This window comes from Pseudokineococcus basanitobsidens, assembly GCF_037482545.1.
Lineage (GTDB): Bacteria > Actinomycetota > Actinomycetes > Actinomycetales > Quadrisphaeraceae > Pseudokineococcus > Pseudokineococcus basanitobsidens.
In genome coordinates this window covers 236,202-261,925 of sequence record NZ_JBBIAA010000002.1, presented here as the reverse complement: position 1 = coordinate 261,925, position 25,724 = coordinate 236,202, and the positions used below count along the sequence as shown (strand labels likewise).

The following is a 25,724-nucleotide window of genomic DNA, read 5'->3' as shown; positions in this document are numbered from 1 at the left end:
GGTCAGTCGACCTCCTCGAGCGACACGAGGTGCTGCACGGTCGTGACCATCCCGCGGATCTCGGGCCGGTCGTCCTTGACGACGACCTGCCCGATCCGCTTGAGCCCGAGGCTGCGCAGCGTGTCGCGCTGGTTCTGGGTGCCCCCGATCGGGGAGCGGGTCTGGGTCACCTGGAGACGCGCCATCAGGACGCCGTCCCCGACATCGCCCGCACGAGAGCCGCGGGGGCGACCTCGTCCAGCGTCTTGCCACGGCGGGCCGCGACGGACTCCGGCCGCTCGAGGCCCTTCAGGGCGGCCACGGTGGCGTGCACGATGTTGATGGCGTTGCTCGAGCCGAGCGACTTGGTGAGGACGTCGTGGACGCCCGCGCACTCCAGGACCGCGCGGACGGGACCGCCGGCGATCACGCCGGTACCGGGCGACGCCGGGCGCAGCAGCACCACGCCGGCCGCCGCCTCGCCCGTGACGGGGTGCGGGATGGTGCCCTGGGCGCGCGGGACCCGGAAGAACGCCTTCTTGGCCTCCTCCACGCCCTTCGCGATCGCCGCGGGCACCTCCTTGGCCTTGCCGTAGCCGACGCCGACGCTGCCGTCGCCGTCGCCCACGACGACGAGCGCGGTGAAGCTGAAGCGTCGACCGCCCTTGACGACCTTGGAGACGCGGTTGATCGTCACCACGCGCTCGAGGAACTGGTTGCGGTCCGCGGGCTCGCCCCGGCGGCCGTCACGACGGTCCCTGCGGTCGCTGCCGCCGGGCCCACCCGTGCCGCCACCGGCGCCGCGGCGCTGGGGTCCAGGCATGTCTGGTCTCTTCTCTCTCGTGTCTCGCGTCAGGTGCGGCGGCGCCGGCTCAGACGGCCAGGCCACCCTCGCGGGCGCCGTCGGCGACGGCGGCCACGCGGCCGTGGTAGCGGTTGCCGCCGCGGTCGAAGACCACGGCCTCGACACCCGCGGCGCGGGCGCGCTCCGCCACGAGCTCGCCCACGCGGCGCGCCTTGGCGGTCTTGTCGCCCTCGAGGGCGCGGAGGTCGGCCTCCATGGTCGAGGCGCTGACCAGCGTCCGGCCGACGGTGTCGTCCACCACCTGCACGAAGACGTGGCGCGTGGAGCGGTTGACCACGAGGCGCGGGCGCGCGGGCGTGCCCGAGACCTTCTTGCGGACCCGCAGGTGACGACGGGCGCGCGCGGCCGTAGTGCCCGTGCCGCGGACCGCCGTGACCCCGCGGTAGGAGGACCTGCGTGCCATCACTTCCCTGCCTTCCCGACCTTGCGCCGGATCTGCTCGCCCGCGTAGCGGACGCCCTTGCCCTTGTACGGGTCGGGCCTGCGCAGCTTGCGGATGTTGGCCGAGACCTCGCCCACGAGCTGCTTGTCGATGCCCTGGACGGAGAAGCGCGTGGGCGCCTCGACCGCGAAGGTGATGCCCTCCGGCGCCGGGATGACGACGGGGTGGCTGAAGCCCAGCGCGAACTCCAGCGACCCGCCCCGCGCCTGGACGCGGTAGCCGGTGCCGACGATCTCGAGCTTCTTCTCGTAGCCCGTCGTCACGCCGGTGACCATGTTCGCGATGAGCGACCGGGTCAGGCCGTGCAGCGAGCGGTTCTCCCGCTCGTCGTCGGGCCGCGAGACCTCGAGGGCCCCGGACTCGCCGCGGGCCACGGAGATGGGCGCGGGGACGGTGTGCGAGAGGGTGCCGCGCGGGCCCTTCACGACGACGTCCTGGCCGTCGATGCTGACATCGACGCCACCGGGGACGTCGATGGGCAGTCTGCCGATGCGGGACATGCGTCCTCCTCCGCCTTACCAGACGTAGGCGAGGACTTCCCCGCCCACGCCCTGCTTCGTGGCCTGCCGGTCCGTCAGCAGGCCGGACGACGTGGACAGGATCGCCACGCCGAGGCCGCCGAGGACGCGGGGCAGGTTGGTCGACTTCGCGTACACGCGCAGGCCCGGCTTGCTGACCCGGCGCACCCCGGCGATGGAGCGCTCGCGGTTGGGGCCGAACTTGAGCTCGAGGGTGAGCTTGCGCCCCACCTCGGCGTCCTCGACGCCCCAGCCGGAGATGTAGCCCTCCGACGTCAGGATCTCGGCGATGCGCTGCTTGAGCTTGCTGTAGGGCATGGTCACGTCGTCGTGGTACGCCGAGTTGGCGTTCCGCAGACGCGTCAGCATGTCCGCGATCGGGTCGGTCATCGTCATCGGGCTTCGTCCGCCCTTCCTCACCTCGGTTTCTCACCCCCGGCGGGGGTGGACCTGAGGCGTCCGTGCCGTGCCCTCGCGGGCGCCGGCGCTGTCTGGCGTTCTGGGGTGGTGCGGCGGCGTCACCGCCGGCGTCGGCCGGCGGTGCCCTCCTCCGCCTCGCGGCCGGGAGGCCGCTGCGGGCTCATCGGCCCGCGCGGCTCACCAGGAGCTCTTCGTGACGCCCGGGAGCTCGCCGCGGTGGGCCATCTCCCGCAGGCACACGCGGCACAGCCCGAACTTCCGGTACACCGAGTGCGGGCGCCCGCAGCGCTGGCAGCGGGTGTACGCGCGGACGCCGAACTTCGGCTTCCGCGCGGCCTTGTTGACCAGGGCGGTCTTCGCCATGTCAGTCCTCCTTGAAGGGGAAGCCGAGCTGGCGCAGCAGCGCCCGGCCCTCGTCGTCGTTGCGGGCCGTCGTCACGACCGTCACGTCCATGCCGCGGACGCGGTCGATGCGGTCCTGGTCGATCTCGTGGAACATCGACTGCTCCGTGAGGCCGAACGTGTAGTTGCCCCGCCCGTCGAACTGCTTGGGCGACAGGCCGCGGAAGTCGCGGATGCGGGGCAGCGCCAGCGACACGAGCCGGTCGAGGAACTCCCACATCCGGTCGCCCCGCAGCGTCGTGTGGCAGCCGATGGGCATGCCCTCGCGGAGCTTGAACTGCGCGATGGACTTGCGGGCCCTCGTCACCTGCGGCTTCTGGCCGGTGATGGTCGTCAGGTCGCGGACGGCGCCGTCGATCACCTTGGAGTCGCGCGCGGCGTCGCCCACGCCCATGTTCACCACGACCTTGACCAGGCCGGGGATCTGCATGACGTTCGCGTAGCCGAACTGCTCGCGCATCGCCGGGGCGATCTCGGTGCGGTAGCGCTGCTTGAGCCGGGGCGACGGCGCGCCGCTCGCCTCGGTCACCTCGTGGGTCGTCTCACTCATGCGATGTCCTTGCCGGAGCGCTTGGCGACGCGGACCCGCGTGGTGACGGTCCGGCCGTCGCGCTCGGTCGTCTCGGTGCGCACGCCCACGCGCGTGGGGCGGCCGGTCTCGGGGTCGACGAGCTGCACGTTGCTGACGTGGATCGGCGCCTCGACCGTCTCCCGCCCGCCGGAGCCGCGCCCCGCGGCGCCGGCCTTGACGTGCTTGGTGACGCGGTTGACGCCCTCGACGAGGACGCGGCCGCGCTCGGGCAGGACCGCGATGACGCGCCCCTGCTTGCCCCGGTCACCCCCGCGCGCCTGCGTGGCGCCGGAGATGACCTGGACCAGGTCACCCTTCTTGATCCGCATCTTCGGCTTGACCGTCCGCGTGGACTTCTGCTGCGGCTTCGTGGCCATGTCAGAGCACCTCCGGGGCGAGCGAGACGATCCGCATGAAGCGCTTGTCGCGCAGCTCGCGCCCGACGGGGCCGAAGATGCGCGTGCCGCGGGGGTCGCCCTCGGCGCGCAGGATGACGGCCGCGTTCTCGTCGAAGCGGATGTAGGAGCCGTCGGGGCGACGGCGCTCCTTGCGGGTGCGGACGACGACCGCCTTGACGACGTCGCCCCTCTTGACGTTGCCACCGGGGATGGCGTCCTTGACGGTCGCCACGATGACGTCCCCGATGCCGGCGTACCGGCGGCCGGAGCCGCCGAGGACACGGATGCAGAGAATCTCCTTGGCACCCGTGTTGTCGGCGACCTTGAGCCGCGACTCCTGCTGGATCACTGGTTCCCACTCCTGTCGTCGTGCCGGTTCTCGGCGTCCGAGCCTGGCCGAACGGACGTGCTGGTCTGCGTGCTGGGAGGTGCTGCGGCCGGACGGACGCCCGGCCGCGCGGTCACTCGGCCTTCTCCAGCACCTCGACCACGCGCCACCGCTTGGTGGCGGACAGCGGCCGCGTCTCGGAGATGCGCACGCGGTCCCCGACGCCGACGGCGTTGGTCTCGTCGTGGGCCTTCACCTTGCTGGTGCGTCGGATGACCTTGCTGTACAGCGGGTGCTTGACCCGGTCCTCGACGACCACCACGACGGTCTTGTCCATCTTGTCGCTGCTGACGACGCCGAGGCGCGTCTTGCGGTAGCCGCGCTCGTGGTGGGCGCCCTCCGGCGCCGTGGTCCCGTTCGTGCTCACTGCGTCCTCACTCACTGCTCGCTGCCCCCCGCCGCCGGCGCACTGACGATGCCGAGCTCCTGCTCGCGCATCACCGTGTAGATGCGGGCGATGTCCCGGCGCACGGCGCGCAGCCGGGTGTGGTTCTCCAGCTGGCCGGTGGCCGACTGGAAGCGGAGGTTGAAGAGCTCCTCCTTGGCGCGCCGCAACTCCTCGACCAGCTGGTCGGGGTCCTTCTCGCGCAGCGCGGACGGTGCGAGGCCCTCGCTCCCGACGGCCATCAGACCTCACTCCCCTCGCGGGCGACGAAGCGGCACTTCATGGGCAGCTTGTGGATGGCCAGCCGCATCGCCTCGCGGGCGACGGGCTCGGCCACGCCGGAGATCTCGAAGAGCATCCGGCCGGGCTTGACGTTGGCGACCCACCACTCCGGCGAGCCCTTGCCGGAGCCCATGCGGGTCTCGGCGGGCTTCTTGGTGATCGGGCGGTCCGGGTAGATGTTGATCCAGACCTTGCCGCCACGCTTCATGTAGCGGGTCATGGCGATGCGGGCCGACTCGATCTGCCGGTTGGTGACGTAGGCCGGCTCCAGGGCCTGGATGCCGAAGTCGCCGAAGGCGATCGACGTCCCGCCCTTGGCGGCGCCGGTGCGCCGGGGGTGGTGCTGCTTGCGGTGCTTGAGCCTGCGTGGGACGAGCACTCCTCAGCCCTCCGTTCCGGGGTTCGCGACGGCCTGGGGCGCCGCGCCGGCCTCGGTCGCGGGCGCCTGCGCGGGCGGGCCGTCGCTGCCGGGGCGGCGGCCGCGGGTCGGGCGCTCCGCCCGGGGGCCCCGCGGGCCCCGCGGCGCGTTGGCCTGCTGCTGCGCCAGCTCGCGGCTCGTCAGGTCGCCCTTGTAGACCCAGACCTTCACGCCGATGCGCCCGAAGGTCGTCTTGGCCTCGTAGAACCCGTAGTCGATGTTCGCCCGGAGCGTGTGCAGCGGCACGCGCCCCTCGCGGTAGAACTCCGAGCGGCTCATCTCCGCCCCGCCGAGGCGGCCCGAGCACTGCACCCGGATGCCCTTGGCGCCGGCGCGGGAGGCGGTCTGCATCCCCTTGCGCATCGCACGGCGCCAGGCCACGCGGCTGGCGAGCTGCTCGGCGATGCCCTGCGCCACGAGCTGCGCGTCGGTCTCGGGGTTCTTCACCTCGAGGATGTTGAGCTGGACCTGCTTGCCCGTGAGCTTCTCGAGCTCCCCGCGCAGGCGGTCGGCCTCGGCGCCGCGGCGGCCGATGACGATGCCCGGGCGTGCGGTGTGGATGTCCACGCGGACGCGGTCACGGGTGCGCTCGATGTCCACCTTGGCGATGCCCGCGCGCTCCATGCCCGTGGACATGAGCTTGCGGATCGAGACGTCCTCGCCCACGTAGTCGCGGTAGCGCTGGCCCGACTTCGTCGAGTCCGCGAACCACCGCGAGCGGTGCTCGGTCGTGATCCCCAGGCGGAAGCCGTGCGGGTTGATCTTCTGGCCCACTAGGAGGTCCTCCCCGTGCTCGAGGCAGCCGCCCGGGCGCGCGCCGGAGCGGGCGCCACGACCACCGTGATGTGGCTGGTGCGCTTGTTGATGCGGGCGGCGCGACCCTGGGCCCGTGGGCGGAACCGCTTCATCGTGGGTCCCTCGTCCACGAAGGCCGCGGAGACCACGTACCCGCGCTCGTCGAACGGCTCCCCGGCCTGGTCGGCCTTCACGCGGGCGTTCGCGATCGCGCTCTCGACGACCTTGCGCACGGGCTCGCTCGCCGCCTGCGGGGCGAACTCGAGCACGGCGAGGGCGTCGCCCGTCCGCCGGCCCCGGACGAGGTCGACGACGCGCCTCGCCTTCTGGGGCGTGACGCGCACGTAGCGCGCCTTCGCCATGGCTTCCATCGTGTGTCCTGCCTTCTCTTCCTCTGCGCGTCCAGATCTCGCCGGTCGTGCGCCCGTCGGGGCGCTCGACCGCCGGCGGTCAGCGGCGGCGGCCCTTGCGGTCGTCCCGGATGTGCCCGCGGAATGTCCGCGTGGGCGCGAACTCGCCGAGCTTGTGGCCGACCATCGACTCGGTCACGAAGACCGGGACGTGCTTGCGGCCGTCGTGGACGGCGAAGGTGTGGCCCAGGAAGTCCGGGGTGACGACGGAGCGTCGGGACCAGGTCTTGATGACGTTCCTCGTGCCCGCCTCGTTCTGCCCGTCCACCTTCTTCTGGAGGTGGTCGTCGACGAAGGGGCCCTTCTTCAGGCTGCGCGGCATGTCAGGTCTCCTCAGCGCTTCTTGCCGGTGCGGCGCCGGCGGACGATCTGCTTGTCGCTCGGCTTGCCCGGGCGGCGCGTGCGGCCCTCGGGCTGGCCCCACGGGCTGACCGGGTGCCGGCCGCCGGAGGTCTTGCCCTCACCACCGCCGTGCGGGTGGTCGACGGGGTTCATCGCGACGCCGCGCACGGTGGGCCGACGGCCCTTCCAGCGCATGCGCCCGGCCTTGCCCCAGCTGATGTTGGACTGCTCGGCGTTGCCGACCTCCCCCACCGTGGCGCGGCAGCGGACGTCCACGAGCCGGATCTCCCCCGACGGCATCCGCAGCTGCGCGTTCCCGCCCTCCCGGGCGACGAGCTGCACCGAGGCGCCCGCCGAGCGGGCGATCTTCGCGCCCCCGCCCGGACGGAGCTCGATGGCGTGGACCACCGTGCCGACCGGGATGTTGCGCAGCGGCAGGTTGTTGCCGGGGCGGATGTCGGCGCCGGGGCCGTTCTCCACCACGTCTCCCTGCCGCAGCCGCGCCGGCGCCACGATGTAGCGCTTCTCGCCGTCCACGTAGTGCAGGAGCGCGATGCGCGCCGTGCGGTTCGGGTCGTACTCGATGTGCGCGACCTTGGCCGGCACGCCGTCCTTGTCGTGCCGGCGGAAGTCGATCACCCGGTAGGCGCGCTTGTGCCCGCCGCCGTGGTGCCGCGTCGTGATCCGACCGCTGCTGTTGCGCCCACCGCTCTTCGGCAGGGGACGCACGAGCGACTTCTCCGGCGTGGACCGCGTGACCTCGACGAAGTCGGCGACCGACGAGCCGCGTCGGCCCGGCGTCGTCGGCTTGTAGCTGCGGATGCCCATGCTTGTCAGTCCTTCTCCGTGGCGGGTCCCGGACGCCGGCTCAGGCCGTCGTGCCGAAGATGTCGATGGTGTCGCCCTCGCGCAGCGTCACGACGGCGCGCTTGGTGTCCTTGCGCCGCCCGGTGCCACCGCGCGTACGGCGCGCCTTGCCCTGCCGGTTCGCCGTGTTGACGCCGGTGACCTTGACGCCGAAGACGCGCTCCACCGCGATCCGGATCTCCGTCTTGTTGGCGCGGGGGTCCACGAGGAACGTGTACTTCCCCTCGTCCAGCAGCGCGTAGCTCTTCTCGGACACGACCGGCGCCAGCAGCACGTCCCGGGGGTCCTTGCCCACCCGGGCGGCGAGAGTGCCGGCGCTCGAGGTGTCGACCGTCTGCTCGCTCACGCCTGGGCCTCGCTGTCCGCCGTGGCGGCCGGGCCGCCGAGGAAGGCCTGCAGCGCGGCCGTCGTGAAGACGACGTCGTCGCTGCAGAGCACGTCGTAGGTGTTGAGCTGGTCCGCCCGGAGCAGGTGGACCTGCGGGGCGTTGCGCAGGCTCAGCCAGGCGGCCTCGTCGGCGCGGTCCAGGACGACGAGGTAGCTGTCGCGCCCCGTCCCCTGCACGCCCGGCAGGGCCCGCAGCGCCGCCAGCCCCGCGCGGGTGGACGGCTCGCCGTCGACGACCCCGCTGAGGACGTGCACGCGGTCGTGCCGCGCGCGGTCCGACAGCGCGCCGCGCAGGGCCGCCGCCTTCATCTTCTTGGGCGTCCGCTGGCTGTAGTCCCGCGGCTGCGGCCCGTGCACCGTGCCACCCCCCGCGAACTGCGGGGCGCGCGTCGAGCCCTGCCGGGCACGACCCGTGCCCTTCTGGCGGAAGGGCTTCTTGCCACCGCCGCGGACGGCGCCGCGGGTCTTGGTGGCGTGCGTGCCCTGGCGCGCCGCGGCGAGCTGCGCCACGACGACCTGGTGGATGAGCGGGACGTTCGTCGTCACGTCGAACACGGCGCCGGGCAGCTCGACGCTGCCCGTCGTGGTGCCCGAGGCGTCGACCACGTCGACCGAGCGGCTCGTGGCCTCGGTGGTGAGGGACATCTGCTCAGGCCTCCTTCGCGATCGCCTTGGCGGGGGACTTCACGAGCACGAGGCCGCCCTTGGGCCCCGGGACCGCGCCCTTGACGAGGATCAGGCCCTTCTCCACGTCCACCGCGTGCACGAGGAGGTTCTGCGTGGTCTGCCGCTCGTTGCCCATGCGCCCCGCCATCCGCATGCCCTTGAACACGCGGCCGGGCGTCGCGCACCCGCCGATGGAGCCGGGCTTGCGGTGGTTGCGGTGGGCGCCGTGCGAGGCGCCGACCCCGGAGAAGCCGTGGCGCTTCATGACGCCCGCGGTGCCCTTGCCCTTGGTCGTGCCGACGACGTCGACCACCTGGCCGGCGCTGAACACGTCGGCGGCGACCTCCTGGCCGGCGGTGAACGAGGAGGCGTCGGCCGTCCGCACCTCCACGAGGTGGCGGCGGGGCGTGACGCCGGCCCGGGCGAAGTGGCCCGTCTCCGGCTTGGTCACGCGGCGGGGGTCGACGGCACCGGCCGCGAGCTGGACGGCCGAGTAGCCGTCCGTCTCGGGGGTGCGCACCTGGGTGACGACGTTGGGGGCCGCCTGCACGACGGTCACCGGCACGAGCCTGCCGTCGGCGTCCCAGACCTGGGTCATCCCCAGCTTGGTCCCCAGCAGACCCGCGACGACGCGCTGGTCGGGTGTGGTGGTGGTCATGGCGTCAGCAGTCCTCAGAGCTTGATCTCGATGTTGACGTCCGCCGGCAGGTCGAGCCGCATGAGCGAGTCCACCGCCTTCGGCGTCGGGTCGACGATGTCGATGAGCCGCTTGTGCGTGCGCATCTCGAAGTGCTCGCGGCTGTCCTTGTACTTGTGCGGGGAGCGGATCACGCAGAACGTGTTCTTCTCCGTCGGCAGCGGCACCGGGCCCACGACCGTCGCACCAGCGCGGGTCACCGTGTCGACGATCTTGCGCGCCGAGCTGTCGATGACCTCGTGGTCGTAGGACTTGAGCCGGATGCGGATCTTCTGTCCCGCCATGGCGTCGCGATCTCTCTCTCCGTCGTGCCGCTGAGGTCGTGGGGGCGCCCCCGGCGCGGGGGCGGCCCGCCCGCTCGTCCCGCGCGCGCTCCGACCCCCGAGGTCGGGCGTGTCGCGCTGCTGACGAGCGGCTGGGCCGGTCACGGTCCTTCCCCGGGGGGCGGGCCGCGGCGGCTCGGTGCTGCTGCGCTCTGCTGCCGCCCCGCACGCCCCGAGGGGGCGCGCCTCCACCGCGAGCGGTGGGCGCAGGCGTGACCTGCGCGGGACAACTTGAGCAGTCTGCCAGAGGGCCCGGCGCCTTGGCCAATCCGCCGGCCACCGGCGACCCTCCCGGGCACGCGGCAGGGCCCGGGCGACGAGCGCCCGGGCCCTGCCGGCTCCCCAGGTCCGTGCGGCCGCCCTACGGCGCCCGCACCCCCGTCGGGGTCACTGCGTGATGGAGGTCACCTGACCGGCGCCGACCGTGCGGCCGCCCTCGCGGATGGTGAACCGCAGGCCCTGCTCCATGGCGACGGGCTGGATGAGGTTCACCTTCATGTCGGTGTTGTCACCCGGCATGACCATCTCGGTGCCCTCGGGCAGCTCGATGACGCCCGTCACGTCCGTCGTGCGGAAGTAGAACTGCGGACGGTAGTTCGAGTAGAACGGGTTGTGCCGGCCGCCCTCGTCCTTGGACAGGATGTAGACGGACGCCTCGAACTGGGTGTGCGGCACGATCGAGTTCGGCTTGCAGATGACCTGCCCGCGCTCGACGTCCTCGCGCTTGATGCCGCGCAGCAGCAGGCCGACGTTCTCGCCCGCGCGCGCCTCGTCGAGGAGCTTGCGGAACATCTCGACGCCCGTGACGGTCGTCTTGGTCTTCGTCTCCTTGATGCCGACGATCTCGACGTCCTCGTTCACGTTGAGCGTCCCGCGCTCGACGCGACCGGTGACGACGGTGCCGCGGCCCGTGATCGTGAAGACGTCCTCGACGGGCATGAGGAACGGCTGGTCGACGTCGCGCTCCGGCTCCGGGATCGCCGTGTCGACGGCGTCCATGAGCTCCATGAGCTTCGCGCTCCACTCGGCGTCGCCCTCGAGCGCCTTGAGCGCCGAGACGCGGACGACGGGGAGGTCGTCGCCGGGGAACTCGTAGGAGGTCAGCAGCTCGCGGACCTCCATCTCGACGAGCTCGAGGATCTCCTCGTCGTCCACCATGTCGGCCTTGTTGAGGGCGACGACGATGTAGGGGACGTTGACCTGGCGGGCCAGCAGCACGTGCTCGCGGGTCTGCGGCATCGGGCCGTCCGTCGCCGCGACCACGAGGATGGCGCCGTCCATCTGCGCCGCACCCGTGATCATGTTCTTGATGTAGTCGGCGTGACCGGGGCAGTCGACGTGCGCGTAGTGCCGCGCCTCGGTCTGGTACTCGACGTGCGCGATCGAGATCGTGATCCCGCGAGCCTTCTCCTCGGGCGCCTTGTCGATCATGTCGAAGGCCGACGCCTTGTTGAGCTCGGGGTACTTGTCGTGCAGCACCTTGGTGATCGCCGCGGTGAGCGTGGTCTTCCCGTGGTCGATGTGACCGATGGTGCCGATGTTGACGTGCGGCTTGGTCCGCTCGAACTTGGCCTTCGCCACTGGGTCCTCCTGGGATGTCTCGGGCGTGGTCTGGGTGGTGCTGGCTGGTCCCCGCGGGGCGGGGCGGCCGGCGTCCGGGCGGACGCCGGCCGTGGGTCCTTCAGGAGCGCGGGGTCACTCCCCGCGGACCTTCTTGACGATCTCCTCGGCCACCGCGCGGGGGACCTCGGCGTAGCTGTCGAAGGACATCGAGTAGACGGCCCGGCCCTGCGTCTTGCTCCGCAGGTCCCCGACGTACCCGAACATCTCCGACAGCGGCACCTGGGCGCGGACGACCTTCGCGCCGCTGGCGTCCTCCATGGCCTGGATGAGGCCCCGGCGGGAGTTGATGTCGCCGATGACGTCGCCCATGTACTCCTCGGGCGTGCGCACCTCGACGGCCATGACCGGCTCCAGCAGGACCGGGTCCGCACGGCGGACGGCCTCCTTGAGCACCTGGGAGCCGGCGATCTTGAACGCCATCTCCGAGGAGTCCACGTCGTGGTAGGCGCCGTCGAGCAGCGTGGCCTTGATGCCGACCATGGGGTAGCCCGCGACGACGCCCAGCGCCATCGCGTCCTGGATGCCGGCGTCGACGCTGGGGATGTACTCGCGCGGCACGCGGCCGCCCGTCACCTTGTTGGCGAACTCGTACATCGGGGCGTCGGGCTCGCTCGTGTCCAGGGGCTCGACGGAGACCTGCACCTTGGCGAACTGGCCGGAGCCGCCCGTCTGCTTCTTGTGCGTGTAGTCGATCTTCTCGACCGTCCGGCGGATCGTCTCCCGGTAGGCCACCTGGGGCTTGCCGACGTTCGCCTCGACGCGGAACTCGCGGCGCATGCGGTCGACGAGGATGTCGAGGTGGAGCTCGCCCATCCCGGCGATGATCGTCTGCCCGGTCTCGTCGTCCTGGCGGACCTGGAAGGTCGGGTCCTCCTCGGCCAGCTTCTGGATGGCCGTGCCGAGCTTCTCCTGGTCGCCCTTGGTCTTCGGCTCGATCGCGACCGAGATGACCGGCTCGGGGAAGGTCATGGACTCGAGGACGACCTGGCTCTGCGGGTCGCAGAGGGTGTCGCCCGTCGTGGTGTCCTTCAGGCCGATCATCGCGTAGATGTGGCCCGCACGGGCCTCGTCCACCGGGTTCTCCTTGTTGGAGTGCATCTGGAACAGCTTGCCGATGCGCTCCTTGCGGCCCTTCGTGGAGTTCAGCACCGCCGACCCCGCCGCCACCCGGCCCGAGTAGACACGCACGTACGTGAGCTTGCCGAAGAAGGCGTGCGAGGCGACCTTGAACGCCAGCGCCGAGAACGGCTCGGTGACGTCCGCGTGCCGCAGGATCTCCTCGTCCTCGTCGCCGACGGCGTGGCCGTGGACGGCCTCGACGTCGAGCGGCGACGGCAGGTAGTCGAGGACGGCGTCGAGCATGGGCTGCACGCCCTTGTTCTTGAACGCCGAGCCGCAGAGCACCGGGTACTGCTCGCTCGAGACCGTGACCTTGCGGACGGCGGCCTTGATCTCCTCCGGGGAGACGTCCTCGCCGCCCAGGTACTTCTCCATGAGCGACTCGTCCGTGTCGGCGATCGCCTCGAGGAGCTTGTCCCGGTACTCGGCCGCGACCTCGGCCAGGTCGGCCGGGATCTCCTCGACCGCGTAGGCCTCGCCCTTGCCGGTGTCGCCGCGCCAGGTGAGGGCGCGCATGTACACGAGGTCGATCACGCCGACGAAGTCGTTCTCGGCGCCGATCGGGATCTGCAGCACGAGCGGCTTCGCGCCGAGGCGCTCCGTGATGGTGCGCACGGTGAAGAAGAAGTCCGCGCCGAGCTTGTCCATCTTGTTGACGAAGCAGATGCGCGGGACGTCGTACTTGTCCGCCTGGCGCCACACCGTCTCGGACTGCGGCTCGACGCCCTCCTTGCCGTCGAAGACGGCGACCGCCCCGTCGAGCACGCGCAGCGACCGCTCCACCTCGACGGTGAAGTCGACGTGGCCGGGCGTGTCGATGATGTTGATCTGCGCGCCCTCCCAGAAGCAGGTGGTCGCGGCGGAGGTGATGGTGATGCCCCGCTCCTGCTCCTGCTCCATCCAGTCCATGGTGGCCGCGCCGTCGTGGACCTCACCGATCTTGTAGTTGATCCCCGTGTAGAACAGGATCCGCTCGGTGGTGGTGGTCTTGCCGGCGTCGATGTGCGCCATGATCCCGATGTTGCGGACCTTGGTGAGGTCCGTCAGGACGTCCTGTGCCACGGCTCTAGCAGCCTCTTCCCTGGGCTCGTCGGTGGCCCCCACGCTCGGTGGCGTGCGGAGCCGGTGGCCTGGCGGCCGCGCGCGGGAGCAGGTGCTGCTCCCGCGCGCCTGGTCTCACCAGCGGTAGTGCGCGAAGGCCTTGTTGGACTCGGCCATCTTGTGCGTGTCCTCGCGGCGCTTGACCGCGGCACCGAGGCCGTTGCTCGNGTTGCTCCCCCCCCGCGCCGGGTCTCACCAGCGGTAGTGCGCGAAGGCCTTGTTGGACTCGGCCATCTTGTGCGTGTCCTCGCGGCGCTTGACCGCGGCACCGAGGCCGTTGCTCGCGTCGAGGATCTCGTTCATCAGGCGCTCGGTCATCGTCTTCTCGCGACGGGCCTTCGAGTAGCCGACGAGCCAGCGCAGCGCCAGCGTCGTCGAGCGCCCGGCGCGCACCTCGACGGGCACCTGGTAGGTCGCGCCGCCGACGCGGCGGCTGCGGACCTCGAGCGCGGGCTTGACGTTGTCGAGCGCACGCTTGAGGGCGATCACCGGGTCGTTGCCGGTCTTGGTGCGCGCCCCCTCGAGCGCGCCGTAGACGATGCGCTCGGCGGTGGACTTCTTGCCGTCGACCAGCACCTTGTTGACCAGCTGCGTCACCAGCGGCGAGCCGTACACGGGGTCGATCACGAGCGGCCGCTTCGGGGCCGGGCCCTTGCGAGGCATCAGCGCTTCTCCTTCTTCGCTCCGTAGCGGCTCCGCGCCTGCTTGCGGTTCTTGACGCCCTGCGTGTCGAGCGACCCGCGGACGATCTTGTAGCGGACGCCCGGGAGGTCCTTCACGCGGCCACCGCGCACGAGCACGATCGAGTGCTCCTGCAGGTTGTGGCCGACGCCGGGGATGTAGGCCGTGACCTCGATGCCGCTGGAGAGCCGCACGCGCGCGACCTTGCGCAGCGCGGAGTTCGGCTTCTTGGGCGTCGTGGTGTACACGCGGGTGCACACGCCGCGGCGCTGGGGGCTCCCCTTGAGGGCCGGGGTCTTCTGCTTCCCGACCTTGTCCTGCCGGCCCTTGCGGACCAGCTGCTGGATCGTGGGCACCGGTGCGTCTCCGTATCACGTCGTCTGTGCTGGGCGCCGCCCGTCGCGGGCGGCTGGTGCTGGTTGCTCCGCGCTGGGGCGCGGCCGTGGGGCGGCACGGGCGGTCTCCCACCCACGCGCCCGGGCGTGTCTGCGACTGTCCTCGAGGCTGCGGCAGTGCGCTGCGGCCGCGCGAGCCCGGTGCGGGCCAGCTGCGGGCTGGCTGCGGGGCGCACGTGAGCACCCGGGTGACCCGGGTCGTCGCACCGAGGATAGGCGCCGCGCCCGAGGACCGTCAAAGACGGCCCCCGGGAGGGCGGTCCGGGGCCCCGCCGCGCACGGCGGCGGGGCCCCGGACCGGGGTCTCGCGTCAGCGGAAGTCGCCGCCGAGGTCGTACTCCTCGAGCGGGACGGCCTGGCCCGAGCCGAGGCCGAAGTGGTCGTAGTCGACCNGGCCCCGCCGCGCACGGCGGCGGGCCCCCGGACCGGGGTCTCGCGTCAGCGGAAGTCGCCGCCGAGGTCGTACTCCTCGAGCGGGACGGCCTGGCCCGAGCCGAGGCCGAAGTGGTCGTAGTCGACCTCCTCGTAGCCCGGCATCGAGTACATCGCCGCCTTCGCCTCCTCCGTCGGCTCCACGACCACGTCGCGGTAGCGCGACAGGCCGGTCCCCGCCGGGATGAGCTTCCCGAGGATCACGTTCTCCTTGAGGCCCAGCAGCGGGTCGCTGCGACCGGCGAGCGCCGCCTCGGTGAGCACCTTGGTCGTCTCCTGGAAGGAGGCGGCCGAGAGCCACGAGTCCGTCGCGAGCGAGGCCTTGGTGATCCCCATGAGCTCCGGCCGGCCGGCCGCCGGGCTGCCGCCCTCGGCGACGACCCGGCGGTTCTCCTCCTCGAAGCGGGCCCGCTCGGCGAGCTCGCCCGGGAGGAGGCCGGCGTCACCGGCGTCGATGATCGTCACCCGGCGGAGCATCTGCCGGACGATGACCTCGATGTGCTTGTCGTGGATCCCGACGCCCTGGCTCCGGTAGACCTCCTGGACCTCGTCCACGAGGTGCTGCTGCACCCGGCGCGGGCCGAGGATCCGCAGCACCTGCTTGGGGTCGACCGCACCCTGGACCAGCTGCTGGCCCACCTCGACGTGCTGGCCGTCCTCGACCAGGAGCCGCGAGCGCTTGGTGAGCGGGTACGCGATCTCCTCGCCGCCGTCGTCCGGCGTCACCACGAGGCGACGCGCCCGCTCCGTCTCGTCGACGGCCACGCGCCCGGGCACCTCGGAGATCGGCGCGACGCCCTTGGGCGTGCGCGCCTCGAAGAGCTCCTGCACGCGCGGCAGGCCGTGGGTGATGTCGTCACCCGCGACACCGCCGGTGTGGAAGGTGCGCATCGTCAGCTGGGTGCCGGGCTCGCCGATGGACTGGGCCGCGATGATGCCGACCGCCTCGCCGATGTCGACCAGCTTGCCCGTCGCCAGCGAGCGGCCGTAGCACCGGGCGCACGTCCCGACCCGCGACTCGCACGTGAGCACCGAGCGGACCTTGATCTCCTCGACGCCCTGGCCGACGAGGGCGTCGATCAGCACGTCGCCGACGTCGCTGCCCGCCTCGGCGAGCACGGTGCCGTCCTGCGAGGTCACCTCGGAGGCCAGGGTCCGGCTGTAGACGCTCGTCTCGACGTGCTCGCCCCGGCGCAGCCCCTCGCTCCCCTGCTCGGCGATCGGCAGGACGAGCCCGCGGCGCGTGCCGCAGTCCTCCTCCCGGACGATGACGTCCTGGGAGACGTCGACGAGCCGGCGGGTGAGGTAGCCCGAGTCCGCCGTCCGCAGCGCGGTGTCGGCGAGGCCCTTGCGCGCCCCGTGGCTGGAGATGAAGTACTCCAGGACGGAGAAGCCCTCGCGGAAGTTCGACTTCACCGGCCGCGGGATGATCTCGCCGCGGGGGTTGGCCACGAGGCCGCGCATCCCGGCGATCTGGCGGACCTGCATCCAGTTGCCTCGCGCGCCGGAGGTGACCATGCGGTACACGGAGTTCCGCTGGGCGTTGGCGTCGAGGTTGTCCTGCATGTCCTTGGCGACGACGTTGGTCGCCTCGGTCCAGATCTCGATGAGCTCCTGGCGGCGCTCGTCGTCGGTGATCAGGCCCAGCTCGTACTGCTGCTGGACCTTCTCGGCCTTGGCCTCGTACCTCTCGAGGATCTCCTGCTTGTTCGGCGGCGTGAGCACGTCCGCGATGGAGATCGTCGTCCCGGACCGGGTGGCCCAGTGGAAGCCGGTCTCCTTCAGCGCGTCCAGCGACGCCGCGACCTGCCCCTTGTCGTAGCGCTCGGCGAGGTCGTTGACGATCGTCGAGAGCCGCTTCTTGTCCACGCCCTCGTTGACGAAGGCGTAGTCGACGGGGAGCGTCTCGTTGAACAGCGCACGGCCGAGGGTGGTCTTGAGCACGAGCGGCGAGCCCGGCTCCCAGCCGTCAGGCAGGTCCGTGCCCGCGGGGGGCACGACGCCCTCCAGGCGCAGGGACACGGGCGAGCCGACCTCGAGCTCGCGGTTGTCGTGCGCCATGAGCGCCTCGGCCACGGAGCCGAAGGAGCGCCCCTCCCCCGCGCCGCCCTCGCGCAGGGCGGTGAGGTGGAACAGGCCGATGATCATGTCCTGGCTGGGCATGGTCACCGGGCGCCCGTCCGCCGGCTTGAGGATGTTGTTGCTGCTCAGCATGAGGATGCGGGCCTCGGCCTGCGCCTCCGTGGACAGCGGCAGGTGCACGGCCATCTGGTCGCCGTCGAAGTCGGCGTTGAACGCCGTGCAGACGAGCGGGTGGATCTGGATGGCCTTGCCCTCGACCAGCTGCGGCTCGAAGGCCTGGATGCCGAGGCGGTGCAGCGTCGGCGCCCGGTTGAGCAGGACCGGGTGCTCGGTGATGACCTCCTCCAGCACGTCCCAGACGTGGCCGTAGCGCGCACCGGCCCCGCCGGCGCGCTCGACCATGCGCTTGGCGGACTTGATGTTCTGCGCGTGGTTGAGGTCCACCAGCCGCTTCATCACGAAGGGCTTGAAGAGCTCCAGGGCCATCTGCTTGGGCAGGCCGCACTGGTGGAGCTTCAGCTGCGGGCCGACGACGATGACCGAGCGGCCCGAGTAGTCGACGCGCTTGCCGAGCAGGTTCTGGCGGAAGCGGCCCTGCTTGCCCTTCAGCAGGTCCGAGAGCGACTTCAGCGGCCGGTTGCCCGGGCCGGTGACCGGACGCCCGCGTCGGCCGTTGTCGAACAGCGAGTCGACGGCCTCCTGCAGCATCCGCTTCTCGTTGTTGACGATGATCTCCGGCGCACCGAGGTCGAGCAGCCGCTTGAGACGGTTGTTGCGGTTGATGACGCGGCGGTAGAGGTCGTTGAGGTCGCTCGTCGCGAACCGGCCGCCGTCGAGCTGCACCATCGGGCGCAGGTCCGGCGGGATGACCGGCACGCAGTCGAGCACCATGCCCATGGGCGAGTTGCTCGTGGTGAGGAAGTTCGAGACGACCTTGAGCCGCTTGAGCGCGCGCGTCTTCTTCTGGCCCTTGCCGCTGCGGATGATCTCCCGCAGCTGCTCGGCCTCGGCCTCGAGGTCGAAGCTCTCGAGGCGCTTCTGGATCGCGTTCGCGCCCATGCTGCCCTCGAAGTACAGGCCGTACCGGTCCTTGAGCTCCCGGTAGAGGACCTCGTCGCCCTCGAGGTCGGAGACCTTGAGCTTGGAGAACCGGTCCCAGACCTGCGTGAGGCGCTCGACCTCGGCGTCCGCACGACGGCGGATCTGGTTCATCTCGCGCTCGGCGCTCTCGCGCACCTTGCGCCGGGCGTCGGACTTGGCGCCCTCGGCCTCGAGCTCGGCGATGTCGGACTCGAGGCGCTTGGCGCGCGCCTCGACGTCGCTGTCACGCCGGTCGGAGACCTGCTTCTTCTCGACCTCCATGGCGGCCTGCAGGGACGGCAGGTCGCGGTGGCGCGACTCCTCGTCCACCCACGTGATCATGTAGGCGGCGAAGTAGATGACCTTCTCCAGGTCCTTCGGCGCGAGGTCGAGCAGGTAGCCCAGGCGGCTGGGGACACCCTTGAAGTACCAGATGTGGGTGACCGGTGCGGCGAGCTCGATGTGGCCCATCCGCTCACGACGCACCTTGGCGCGCGTGACCTCGACGCCGCAGCGCTCGCAGATGATGCCCTTGAAGCGCACACGCTTGTACTTGCCGCAGTAGCACTCCCAGTCCCTCGTCGGACCGAAGATCTTCTCGCAGAAGAGACCGTCCTTCTCCGGCTTCAGGGTCCGGTAGTTGATGGTCTCGGGCTTCTTGACCTCGCCGTAGCTCCACTCGCGGATGCTGTCCGCGGTGGCCAGGCCGATGCGCAGGTCGTCGAAGAGGTTGCCGTCGAGCAAGGGGTGTCCTTCTCTCACGTGAAGGGTGGTGGAACGGGAGCGCCGCTCCCCCGCGCGTCGGGCGCTGCGGGGACGGCGCGGGGGGCCCGGCGCCCGACCCGGTCAGGGTCGGGCGCCGGGCGCCGGCTCAGACCTCCTCGACGCTGCTCGGCTCCCGCCGCGACAGGTCGATGCCGAGCTCCTCGGCCGCCCGGAAGACGTCGTCGTCCGAGTCGCGCATCTCGATCGTCGTGCCGTCCGCCGAGAGCACCTCGACGTTCAGGCACAGCGACTGCATCTCCTTGATGAGCACCTTGAAGGACTCGGGGATGCCCGGCTCGGGGATGTTCTCGCCCTTGACGATGGCCTCGTAGACCTTGACGCGCCCCAGGACGTCGTCGGACTTGATCGTCAGCAGCTCCTGCAACGCGTACGCCGCGCCGTAGGCCTCCAGGGCCCAGACCTCCATCTCGCCGAACCGCTGGCCGCCGAACTGGGCCTTACCGCCCAGCGGCTGCTGCGTGATCATCGAGTAGGGGCCCGTGGAGCGGGCGTGGATCTTGTCGTCGACGAGGTGGTGGAGCTTCAGGATGTACTGGTAGCCCACCGACACCGGCTCGGGGAACGGCTCGCCGGAGCGGCCGTCGAAGAGCCGGGCCTTGCCGGTGCCGTCGACGAGGCGCACCCCGTCGCGGTTCGGCGTCGTCGAGCCGAGCAGCCCCGTGATCTCGTCCTCGGAGGCGCCGTCGAAGACCGGCGACGCGACGTTGGTCCTCGGCTCGGCGCTCCACGCGGCCTCGGGCAGGGACGCCGCCCACTCCGGGGTCCCCTCGACCTGCCAGCCGCGGGAGGCGATCCAGCCCAGGTGCAGCTCGAGCACCTGGCCGACGTTCATGCGGCCGGGGACGCCCAGCGGGTTGAGGACGATGTCCACGGGCGTGCCGTCCTCGAGGAACGGCATGTCCTCCACGGGCAGGATCTTGGAGATGACGCCCTTGTTGCCGTGACGGCCGGCCAGCTTGTCGCCGTCCGTGATCTTGCGGCGCTGGGCCGTGTAGACCCGGACGAGCTGGTTGACGCCCGGGGGCAGCTCGTCGCCCTCGTCGCGGTCGAAGACCTTGACGCCGATGACCGTGCCGGTCTCGCCGTGCGGCACCTTGAGCGAGGTGTCGCGCACCTCGCGCGCCTTCTCGCCGAAGATCGCGCGCAGCAGGCGCTCCTCCGGGGTGAGCTCGGTCTCGCCCTTGGGCGTGACCTTCCCCACGAGGACGTCGCCCGGGACGACCTCGGCACCGATCCGGATGATCCCGCGGTCGTCGAGGTCGGCGAGGACCTCCTCGGAGACGTTGGGGATGTCGCGGGTGATCTCCTCGGCGCCCAGCTTGGTGTCGCGGGCGTCGACCTCGTGCTCCTCGATGTGGATCGAGGACAGGACGTCGTCCTGCACGATCCGCTGCGACAGGATGATCGCGTCCTCGAAGTTGTGGCCCTCCCACGACATGAAGGCCACGAGGAGGTTCTTGCCGAGGGCCAGCTCGCCGTTCTCGGTGGACGGCCCGTCGGCCAGGACGTCGCCGACCTCGACGTGCGTGCCCTCGACCGCGACGACGCGCTGGTTGTACGACGTGCCCTGGTTCGAGCGCGTGAACTTGGCGAGGCGGTACGTGGACTGCGTGCCGTCGTCGTTGCTGACGACGACCGCGTCGGCGGACACGTCCGTGACGGCGCCGGCCTTCGCGGCGACGACGACGTCACCCGCGTCGACGGCCGCGTGCCGCTCCATGCCGGTGCCGACGAGCGGCGCCTCGGCCTGGACCAGCGGGACCGCCTGGCGCTGCATGTTCGAGCCCATGAGGGCGCGGTTGACGTCGTCGTGCTCGAGGAACGGGATCATCGCCGTCGCCACCGAGACCATCTGCCGCGGCGAGACGTCCATGTAGTCGACCTCGTCCGCGGGCACGAACTCGGCCTCGCCGCCCCGGCTGCGCACGAGGACGCGCGCCTCGGCGAAGCGCTTGTCCGCCGTGAGCGGCGCGTTCGCCTGGGCGATGACGACGTCGTCCTCGTCGTCCGCGGTGAGGTACACCACGTCGTCCGAGACCACGCCGTCGGAGATCGTCCGGTAGGGCGTCTCCACGAAGCCGAAGGCGTTGATGCGGCCGTAGCTCGACAGCGACCCGATGAGGCCGATGTTCGGGCCCTCCGGGGTCTCGATCGGGCACATGCGGCCGTAGTGCGACGGGTGCACGTCGCGGACGTCCATGCCGGCGCGGTCGCGGGACAGACCGCCCGGGCCGAGCGCCGACAGGCGGCGCTTGTGCGTCAGGCCCGCGAGCGGGTTGGTCTGGTCCATGAACTGGCTCAGCTGGCTCGTCCCGAAGAACTCCTTGATGGAGGCCACGACGGGACGGATGTTGATGAGCGTCTGCGGCGTGATCGCCTCGACGTCCTGGGTCGTCATCCGCTCGCGGACGACGCGCTCCATCCGGGACAGGCCGGTGCGGACCTGGTTCTGGATGAGCTCGCCGACGCTGCGCAGGCGCCGGTTGCCGAAGTGGTCGATGTCGTCGACCTCGACGCGGACCTCGGTGGGCTGCCCGTCCTCGCCCACGCCCGGCATGGTGTCGCCGCCCTTGTGCAGGGTGACGAGCAGTCGGACGGTGGCCGCGATGTCGTCGACCGACAGCACGCCCTCGGACAGCGGCTCGGACATGCCGAGCTTCTTGTTGAGCTTGTAGCGGCCGACCTTCGCGAGGTCGTAGCGCTTGGGGTTGAAGTACAGGTTCTCGAGCAGCGTCTGGGCCGCCTCGCGCGTGGGCGGCTCGCCCGGGCGCAGCTTGCGGTAGATGTCGAGCAGCGCGTCGTCGGTCTCGACGGCGCCGTCCTTCTCCATCGTCGCGCGGATCGACTCGAACTCGCCGAACTCCTCGAGGATCTTCGCCTCGCTCCAGCCCAGCGCCTTGAGCAGGACCGTGACGGACTGCTTGCGCTTGCGGTCGATGCGCACGCCCACCGTGTCGCGCTTGTCGACCTCGAACTCGAGCCACGCACCGCGCGAGGGGATGATCTTGGCGGTGTAGACGTCCTTGTCGGACAGCTTGTCCAGCGAGCGCTCGAAGTAGACCCCGGGCGAGCGGACGAGCTGCGAGACGACGACGCGCTCGGTGCCGTTGATGACGAAGGTGCCGCGGTCGGTCATGAGCGGGAAGTCGCCCATGAAGACCGTCTGGCTCTTGATCTCGCCCGTCGTCGCGTTCATGAACTCGGCGGTGACGAACAGGGGCGCGGCGTAGGTCATGTCGCGCTCCTTGCACTCGTCCAGCGAGTACTTGGGCGGCTCGAAGCGGTGGTCGCGGAAGGACAGCGACATGGAGCCGGAGAAGTCCTCGATCGGCGAGATCTCCTCGAAGATCTCCTCGAGGCCGGAGCCCGTCGGCACGTCCTGGCGCCCGGCCTCGAGGGCCTCGGCGACGCGGGACTGCCAGCGGTCGTTGCCCAGGAGCCAGTCGAAGTTCTCGGTCTGGAGGGCGAGGAGGTCGGGGACGTCGAGCGGCTCGTCGATCTTGGCGAAGGAGATGCGGCGTGCGGTGGAGCTGGGGGTGGTGGAGCCAGACGCTGTGCGCGAGACGGCCAAGAGGGGTCCTTCCACGTGCCTGCAGGCGGATCGGTCGCCGTCCTGGGAGGGCGCTGCCGATCGCCCCCCACCGGCGCGCCACCGAGGCGCGGGCATCTGAGGGGTCGGCGCAGGACAGGGCGAAGTCGCAAGCGTAGGCGACGGCACGCTCGCGTGTCCAGCCGGGCTCCGGTGACCTCGTCGTCCCGGGCTGCGTCCGTCCTCCGGAGGAGGACCGCAGGGCTGGCGTGTGCGGGGGAACTCTCGCCCAGGCGCGCCCCGCGGTCAAGCGGGCGCCCCGGGAGGCCTAGCGACGACCCTCCGCGGGCCGGGCCGAGGTCGGGACGCGGGGTGGGCGACGGCGGTCGGCAGGGGCGCCGGACGCGCCGAGGGGCGGGGCCGCGTCCTGCGCGGCCCCGCCCCTCGGCGGCGCGGTGCTGCCGGCGTGCCGACCCGTGGGTCAGCGGTGCCGGCCGGGCGTCACTTGACGGTGACGGTGGCCCCGGCGCCCTCGAGCTGGGTCTTCGCGGCGTCCGCGGCGTCCTTGGCGACGCCCTCGAGGACGTTCTTCGGGGCGCCGTCGACGAGGTCCTTGGCCTCCTTGAGGCCCAGGCTCGTGAGGGCGCGGACCTCCTTGATGACCTGGATCTTCTTGTCGCCGGCCGCCTCGAGGACGACGTCGAACTCGGTCTTCTCCTCCTCGGCGGGCGCCTGCTCGCCGCCACCGCCGCCGCCGCCGGCGACCGCGACGGGTGCGGCAGCGGTGACGTCGAAGGTCTCCTCGAACTTCTTCACGAAGTCCGAGAGCTCGATGAGGGTGAGGTCCTTGAACGCGTCGAGCAGCTCGTCGGTGCTGAGCTTCGCCATGGTGGCGGTCCTTCCTGGTCGGTCCCCCGCGGGGGTCGCGCGGCGGTGTCCCGGCGGGACGTCCGGCAGCGCTGGTGTGGGCTGGTGCTGGTGCGGCGGTGCGCCGCGGTGCGTCCCGGCGGCGACCGGGACGCCGGAGGATCAGGCGTCGGCCGTCTCCTGCGCGGCGGGCTGCTGCTCGCCGCTCGTGGCCGCCTCGGACGGGGCACCGGCCTCGCGCTGGACGCGCAGGGCCTCGACGGTGCGGACCGCCTTGGACAGCGGGGCCGCGACGACCACGGCGCCACGGGTCAGCGTCGCCTTCATCGCGCCCGCGGCCTTGGCCAGGAGCACCTCGCGGGACTCGAGGTCCGCGAGCTGGGTGATCTCCTGCGCCGTCATCGCGCGGCCGTCGAGCAGACCGGCCTTGATGACGAGCTGGGGGTTGTCCCGCGCGAAGTCGCGCAGGCCCTTCGCCGCCTGGACCGGGTCACCGGTGACGAACGCGATGGCGGTGGGGCCGTTCAGGTCGGCGTCGAAGGCGTCGACCCCGGCCTGCGACGCCGCGATGCGGGTCAGCGTGTTCTTCGAGACCGAGTACGTGGCGTCCTCGCCGAGCGCGCGCCGCAGGCGCTTGAGCTGGGCGACGGACAGGCCGCGGTACTCGGTCAGCACGGCGGCGTTCGAGCCGCGGAACTTCTCCGCGAGCTCGGCGACCGCCGCCTCCTTGTCAGGCCTCGCCATGGCCCTCCTTCCGGGGTGGGTGGGGTCACCACCGCCGGCGGGGCACGTGCTGCTCGCCCCGACGGCTCGGCCCGAGGACGACGAGAGCCCCGGGCGCGAGGCGCACGGGGCTCGTGGTGCCGCCACCCCCGGGAGGGCGGACGGCGGAGCTGCGGGCACCTGCGCCGGTGCCCGCGACGTCCGCGGGACCTTGGCGCCGCCCGGAGGGCGACGACCGGCGGTCTTCGGTCGGTGTCAGCGTACGAGGACGTAGGCCCGGCGACCAAATCGTCGGGCCCGCCCTGCCCCCGGGGGCCCGCACGCCCTCCCGGTGCCCGGACGCACGGGAGCCCCCGCCCGGCGTACCGGACGGGGGCTCCTGCCGGGCGGGCGCGCCCCGGGCGGCTCAGACCGCCGCGGTCTCCTCGAGGAGGCCGCGGGTGCGCGAGGCGTCGAGCGGGATGCCCGGGCCCATCGTCGTCGTCATGACGGCCTTGGAGATGTAGCGGCCCTTGGACGCCGACGGCTTGAGCCGCAGCACCTCCTCGAGCGCGGCGCCGTAGTTCTCCACCAGCTGCGTGTCGGTGAAGGACGTCTTGCCGACGACGAAGTGGAGGTTCGAGTGCTTGTCGACGCGGAACTCGATCCGGCCGCCCTTGATGTCCGTGACCGCCTTGGCGACGTCCATCGTCACGGTGCCCGTGCGCGGGTTCGGCATGAGCCCCCGCGGGCCGAGCACGCGGCCGAGACGACCGACCTTGCCCATGAGGTCGGGGGTCGCGACCGCCGCGTCGAAGTCGAGGAAGCCGCCCTGGACGCGCTCGATGAGCTCGTCCCCGCCGACGACGTCGGCGCCGGCGGCCTCCGCCTGGGCGGCTCGCTCGCCGGTGGCGAAGACGAGCACGCGGGCGGTCTTGCCCGTGCCGTGCGGCAGGTTGACGGTGCCGCGGACGATCTGGTCCGCCTTGCGGGGGTCGACCCCGAGGCGCATGGCGACCTCGACGGTGGCGTCGAAGGACGTGGTCGACGTCTCGCGGGCGAGGCGGACGGCGTCGAGCGGCGCGTACTGGCGCTCGAGGTCGATCTTGTCGGCGGCGGCGCGGTACTTCTTGCTGCGCATGTCAGCTCCTCTGGTCTCGCGGCACCGGTGGTCCGTGTCGGTGCGGGGCCGCGGCGGGGTGGGTGGGAGTCGTGGTCGGGAGGCCAGCGCGGGCCCTGCCACTGGTCGTGCTGGTCGAACTGGTCGAGCGTGTCGAGCGGTGGTGCGGCGGGCTCAGCCCTGGACGGTGATGCCCATGGACCGCGCGGTGCCGGCGATGATCTTGCTGGCGGCCTCGACGTCGTTCGCGTTGAGGTCCTCGAGCTTCTGCTCGGCGATGCCGCGGACCTGCTCGGCGGTGAGGCTCGCCACCTTGTCGGTGTGCGGCGTCGCCGACCCCTTGTCGACGCCGGCGGCCTTCTTGATGAGCTCCGCGGCCGGCGGGGTCTTCGTGACGAAGGTGAACGAGCGGTCCTCGAACACGGTGATCTCGACCGGGACGACGTTGCCGCGCTGGGCCTCGGTCGCCGCGTTGTAGGCCTTGCAGAACTCCATGATGTTGACGCCGTGCTGGCCCAGCGCGGGACCGATCGGCGGCGCCGGCGTCGCGGCGCCGGCCTTGATCTGGAGCTTGATGAGTCCGGAGACCCGCTTCTTGGGGGGCATGCCTGTTCCTTCTCTCGTGGTCGCGCCCGCCGACCGCGGGTCGGCG

29 protein-coding genes and 1 pseudogene are annotated in these 25,724 nt (G+C 71.6%); all 30 read right to left on the bottom strand.

Annotation, left to right across the window (positions count from 1 at the left end; genetic code table 11):
- Positions 1-2 precede the first annotated feature (2 nt).
- The 30 genes and pseudogenes from rpmD to rplK all read right to left on the bottom strand — a co-directional run bounded on the left by rpmD (position 3) and on the right by rplK (position 25,678).
- The gene (rpmD, locus tag WDZ17_RS03525) at positions 3-185 is read right to left on the bottom strand and encodes a 50S ribosomal protein L30 (RefSeq protein ID WP_339573744.1); all 183 of its coding nucleotides are present in this window, start codon (positions 183-185) and stop codon (positions 3-5) included.
- Positions 185-802 (bottom strand): 30S ribosomal protein S5, encoded by a 618-nt coding sequence (gene rpsE, locus WDZ17_RS03520; RefSeq protein WP_339573743.1) that lies wholly within the window; start codon positions 800-802, stop codon positions 185-187. The genes rpmD and rpsE overlap by 1 nt, the downstream gene beginning before the upstream one ends.
- A 49-nt stretch (positions 803-851) precedes the next feature.
- The gene (rplR, locus tag WDZ17_RS03515) at positions 852-1,247 is read right to left on the bottom strand and encodes a 50S ribosomal protein L18 (RefSeq protein WP_339573742.1); all 396 of its coding nucleotides are present in this window, start codon (positions 1,245-1,247) and stop codon (positions 852-854) included.
- On the bottom strand, positions 1,247-1,786 hold the full coding sequence (gene rplF / locus WDZ17_RS03510; protein ID WP_339573741.1) for a 50S ribosomal protein L6: 540 nt from the start codon (positions 1,784-1,786) through the stop codon (positions 1,247-1,249). The genes rplR and rplF overlap by 1 nt, the downstream gene beginning before the upstream one ends.
- Positions 1,787-1,801: 15 nt before the next feature.
- Complete coding sequence (rpsH, locus tag WDZ17_RS03505) at positions 1,802-2,200, bottom strand: 30S ribosomal protein S8 (RefSeq protein ID WP_339573740.1); 399 nt, start codon at positions 2,198-2,200, stop codon at positions 1,802-1,804.
- Between the two features lie 201 nt (positions 2,201-2,401).
- Positions 2,402-2,587, bottom strand: a complete 186-nt coding sequence (locus WDZ17_RS03500) for a type Z 30S ribosomal protein S14 (protein ID WP_339573739.1) — start codon at positions 2,585-2,587, stop codon at positions 2,402-2,404.
- A 1-nt stretch (position 2,588) separates the two neighbouring features.
- Positions 2,589-3,176, bottom strand: a complete 588-nt coding sequence (gene rplE / locus WDZ17_RS03495) for a 50S ribosomal protein L5 (protein ID WP_339573738.1) — start codon at positions 3,174-3,176, stop codon at positions 2,589-2,591.
- On the bottom strand, positions 3,173-3,574 hold the full coding sequence (gene rplX / locus WDZ17_RS03490; protein ID WP_422631792.1) for a 50S ribosomal protein L24: 402 nt from the start codon (positions 3,572-3,574) through the stop codon (positions 3,173-3,175). The genes rplE and rplX overlap by 4 nt, the downstream gene beginning before the upstream one ends.
- Before the next feature lies 1 nt (position 3,575).
- Positions 3,576-3,944 carry a 50S ribosomal protein L14 gene (gene rplN, locus WDZ17_RS03485; protein ID WP_339573737.1) on the bottom strand — a complete coding sequence of 123 codons (369 nt, stop codon included), beginning with the start codon at positions 3,942-3,944 and terminating at the stop codon, positions 3,576-3,578.
- A 112-nt stretch (positions 3,945-4,056) separates the two neighbouring features.
- The gene (rpsQ, locus tag WDZ17_RS03480; protein WP_339573736.1) at positions 4,057-4,350 is read right to left on the bottom strand and encodes a 30S ribosomal protein S17; all 294 of its coding nucleotides are present in this window, start codon (positions 4,348-4,350) and stop codon (positions 4,057-4,059) included.
- An 11-nt stretch (positions 4,351-4,361) separates the two neighbouring features.
- Positions 4,362-4,610 (bottom strand): 50S ribosomal protein L29, encoded by a 249-nt coding sequence (gene rpmC / locus WDZ17_RS03475; protein ID WP_339573735.1) that lies wholly within the window; start codon positions 4,608-4,610, stop codon positions 4,362-4,364.
- Positions 4,610-5,029 (bottom strand): 50S ribosomal protein L16, encoded by a 420-nt coding sequence (gene rplP / locus WDZ17_RS03470; RefSeq protein ID WP_339573734.1) that lies wholly within the window; start codon positions 5,027-5,029, stop codon positions 4,610-4,612. Before rplP ends, rpmC begins: the two co-directional genes overlap by 1 nt.
- 3 nt (positions 5,030-5,032) lie before the next feature.
- The gene (rpsC, locus tag WDZ17_RS03465; protein WP_339573733.1) at positions 5,033-5,842 is read right to left on the bottom strand and encodes a 30S ribosomal protein S3; all 810 of its coding nucleotides are present in this window, start codon (positions 5,840-5,842) and stop codon (positions 5,033-5,035) included.
- Positions 5,842-6,234, bottom strand: a complete 393-nt coding sequence (gene rplV / locus WDZ17_RS03460; protein WP_339573732.1) for a 50S ribosomal protein L22 — start codon at positions 6,232-6,234, stop codon at positions 5,842-5,844. Before rplV ends, rpsC begins: the two co-directional genes overlap by 1 nt.
- Positions 6,235-6,313: 79 nt before the next feature.
- Positions 6,314-6,595: a 30S ribosomal protein S19 gene (rpsS, locus tag WDZ17_RS03455; RefSeq protein WP_339573731.1), complete on the bottom strand. Its 282-nt coding sequence runs from the start codon at positions 6,593-6,595 to the stop codon at positions 6,314-6,316.
- A gap of 11 nt (positions 6,596-6,606) precedes the next feature.
- On the bottom strand, positions 6,607-7,443 hold the full coding sequence (gene rplB, locus WDZ17_RS03450; protein WP_339573730.1) for a 50S ribosomal protein L2: 837 nt from the start codon (positions 7,441-7,443) through the stop codon (positions 6,607-6,609).
- A gap of 40 nt (positions 7,444-7,483) precedes the next feature.
- On the bottom strand, positions 7,484-7,828 hold the full coding sequence (gene rplW / locus WDZ17_RS03445) for a 50S ribosomal protein L23 (RefSeq protein ID WP_339573729.1): 345 nt from the start codon (positions 7,826-7,828) through the stop codon (positions 7,484-7,486).
- A complete protein-coding gene (rplD, locus tag WDZ17_RS03440) occupies positions 7,825-8,514 on the bottom strand; it encodes a 50S ribosomal protein L4 (protein WP_339573728.1) in 690 nt (229 codons plus the stop codon). Before rplD ends, rplW begins: the two co-directional genes overlap by 4 nt.
- A gap of 4 nt (positions 8,515-8,518) precedes the next feature.
- Positions 8,519-9,193: a 50S ribosomal protein L3 gene (gene rplC, locus WDZ17_RS03435; RefSeq protein ID WP_339573727.1), complete on the bottom strand. Its 675-nt coding sequence runs from the start codon at positions 9,191-9,193 to the stop codon at positions 8,519-8,521.
- Between the two features lie 14 nt (positions 9,194-9,207).
- The gene (gene rpsJ, locus WDZ17_RS03430; RefSeq protein WP_339566546.1) at positions 9,208-9,516 is read right to left on the bottom strand and encodes a 30S ribosomal protein S10; all 309 of its coding nucleotides are present in this window, start codon (positions 9,514-9,516) and stop codon (positions 9,208-9,210) included.
- Positions 9,517-9,942: 426 nt separating this feature from the next.
- Positions 9,943-11,136 (bottom strand): elongation factor Tu, encoded by a 1,194-nt coding sequence (gene tuf, locus WDZ17_RS03425; RefSeq protein ID WP_339573726.1) that lies wholly within the window; start codon positions 11,134-11,136, stop codon positions 9,943-9,945.
- A 114-nt stretch (positions 11,137-11,250) separates the two neighbouring features.
- On the bottom strand, positions 11,251-13,359 hold the full coding sequence (fusA, locus tag WDZ17_RS03420; protein ID WP_339573725.1) for an elongation factor G: 2,109 nt from the start codon (positions 13,357-13,359) through the stop codon (positions 11,251-11,253).
- Positions 13,360-13,473: 114 nt separating this feature from the next.
- Positions 13,474-14,061: pseudogene (gene rpsG / locus WDZ17_RS03415) on the bottom strand (30S ribosomal protein S7).
- Complete coding sequence (rpsL, locus tag WDZ17_RS03410; protein WP_123379914.1) at positions 14,061-14,435, bottom strand: 30S ribosomal protein S12; 375 nt, start codon at positions 14,433-14,435, stop codon at positions 14,061-14,063. The pseudogene rpsG and the gene rpsL overlap by 1 nt, the downstream one beginning before the upstream one ends.
- A 477-nt stretch (positions 14,436-14,912) precedes the next feature.
- Positions 14,913-18,812, bottom strand: coding sequence for a DNA-directed RNA polymerase subunit beta' (locus WDZ17_RS03405; RefSeq protein ID WP_339573724.1), 3,900 nt, complete (start codon positions 18,810-18,812; stop codon positions 14,913-14,915).
- A gap of 127 nt (positions 18,813-18,939) precedes the next feature.
- Positions 18,940-22,425: a DNA-directed RNA polymerase subunit beta gene (gene rpoB, locus WDZ17_RS03400; RefSeq protein ID WP_422631791.1), complete on the bottom strand. Its 3,486-nt coding sequence runs from the start codon at positions 22,423-22,425 to the stop codon at positions 18,940-18,942.
- A 459-nt stretch (positions 22,426-22,884) separates the two neighbouring features.
- Positions 22,885-23,271 (bottom strand): 50S ribosomal protein L7/L12, encoded by a 387-nt coding sequence (gene rplL / locus WDZ17_RS03395; protein ID WP_339573723.1) that lies wholly within the window; start codon positions 23,269-23,271, stop codon positions 22,885-22,887.
- A 141-nt stretch (positions 23,272-23,412) separates the two neighbouring features.
- The gene (gene rplJ, locus WDZ17_RS03390) at positions 23,413-23,994 is read right to left on the bottom strand and encodes a 50S ribosomal protein L10 (protein WP_339573722.1); all 582 of its coding nucleotides are present in this window, start codon (positions 23,992-23,994) and stop codon (positions 23,413-23,415) included.
- A gap of 385 nt (positions 23,995-24,379) precedes the next feature.
- Entirely contained in the window at positions 24,380-25,093 is a 714-nt protein-coding gene (gene rplA / locus WDZ17_RS03385; RefSeq protein WP_339573721.1) for a 50S ribosomal protein L1, read from the bottom strand.
- Positions 25,094-25,246: 153 nt separating this feature from the next.
- The gene (gene rplK / locus WDZ17_RS03380; RefSeq protein ID WP_339573889.1) at positions 25,247-25,678 is read right to left on the bottom strand and encodes a 50S ribosomal protein L11; all 432 of its coding nucleotides are present in this window, start codon (positions 25,676-25,678) and stop codon (positions 25,247-25,249) included.
- Positions 25,679-25,724: the final 46 nt, after the last annotated feature.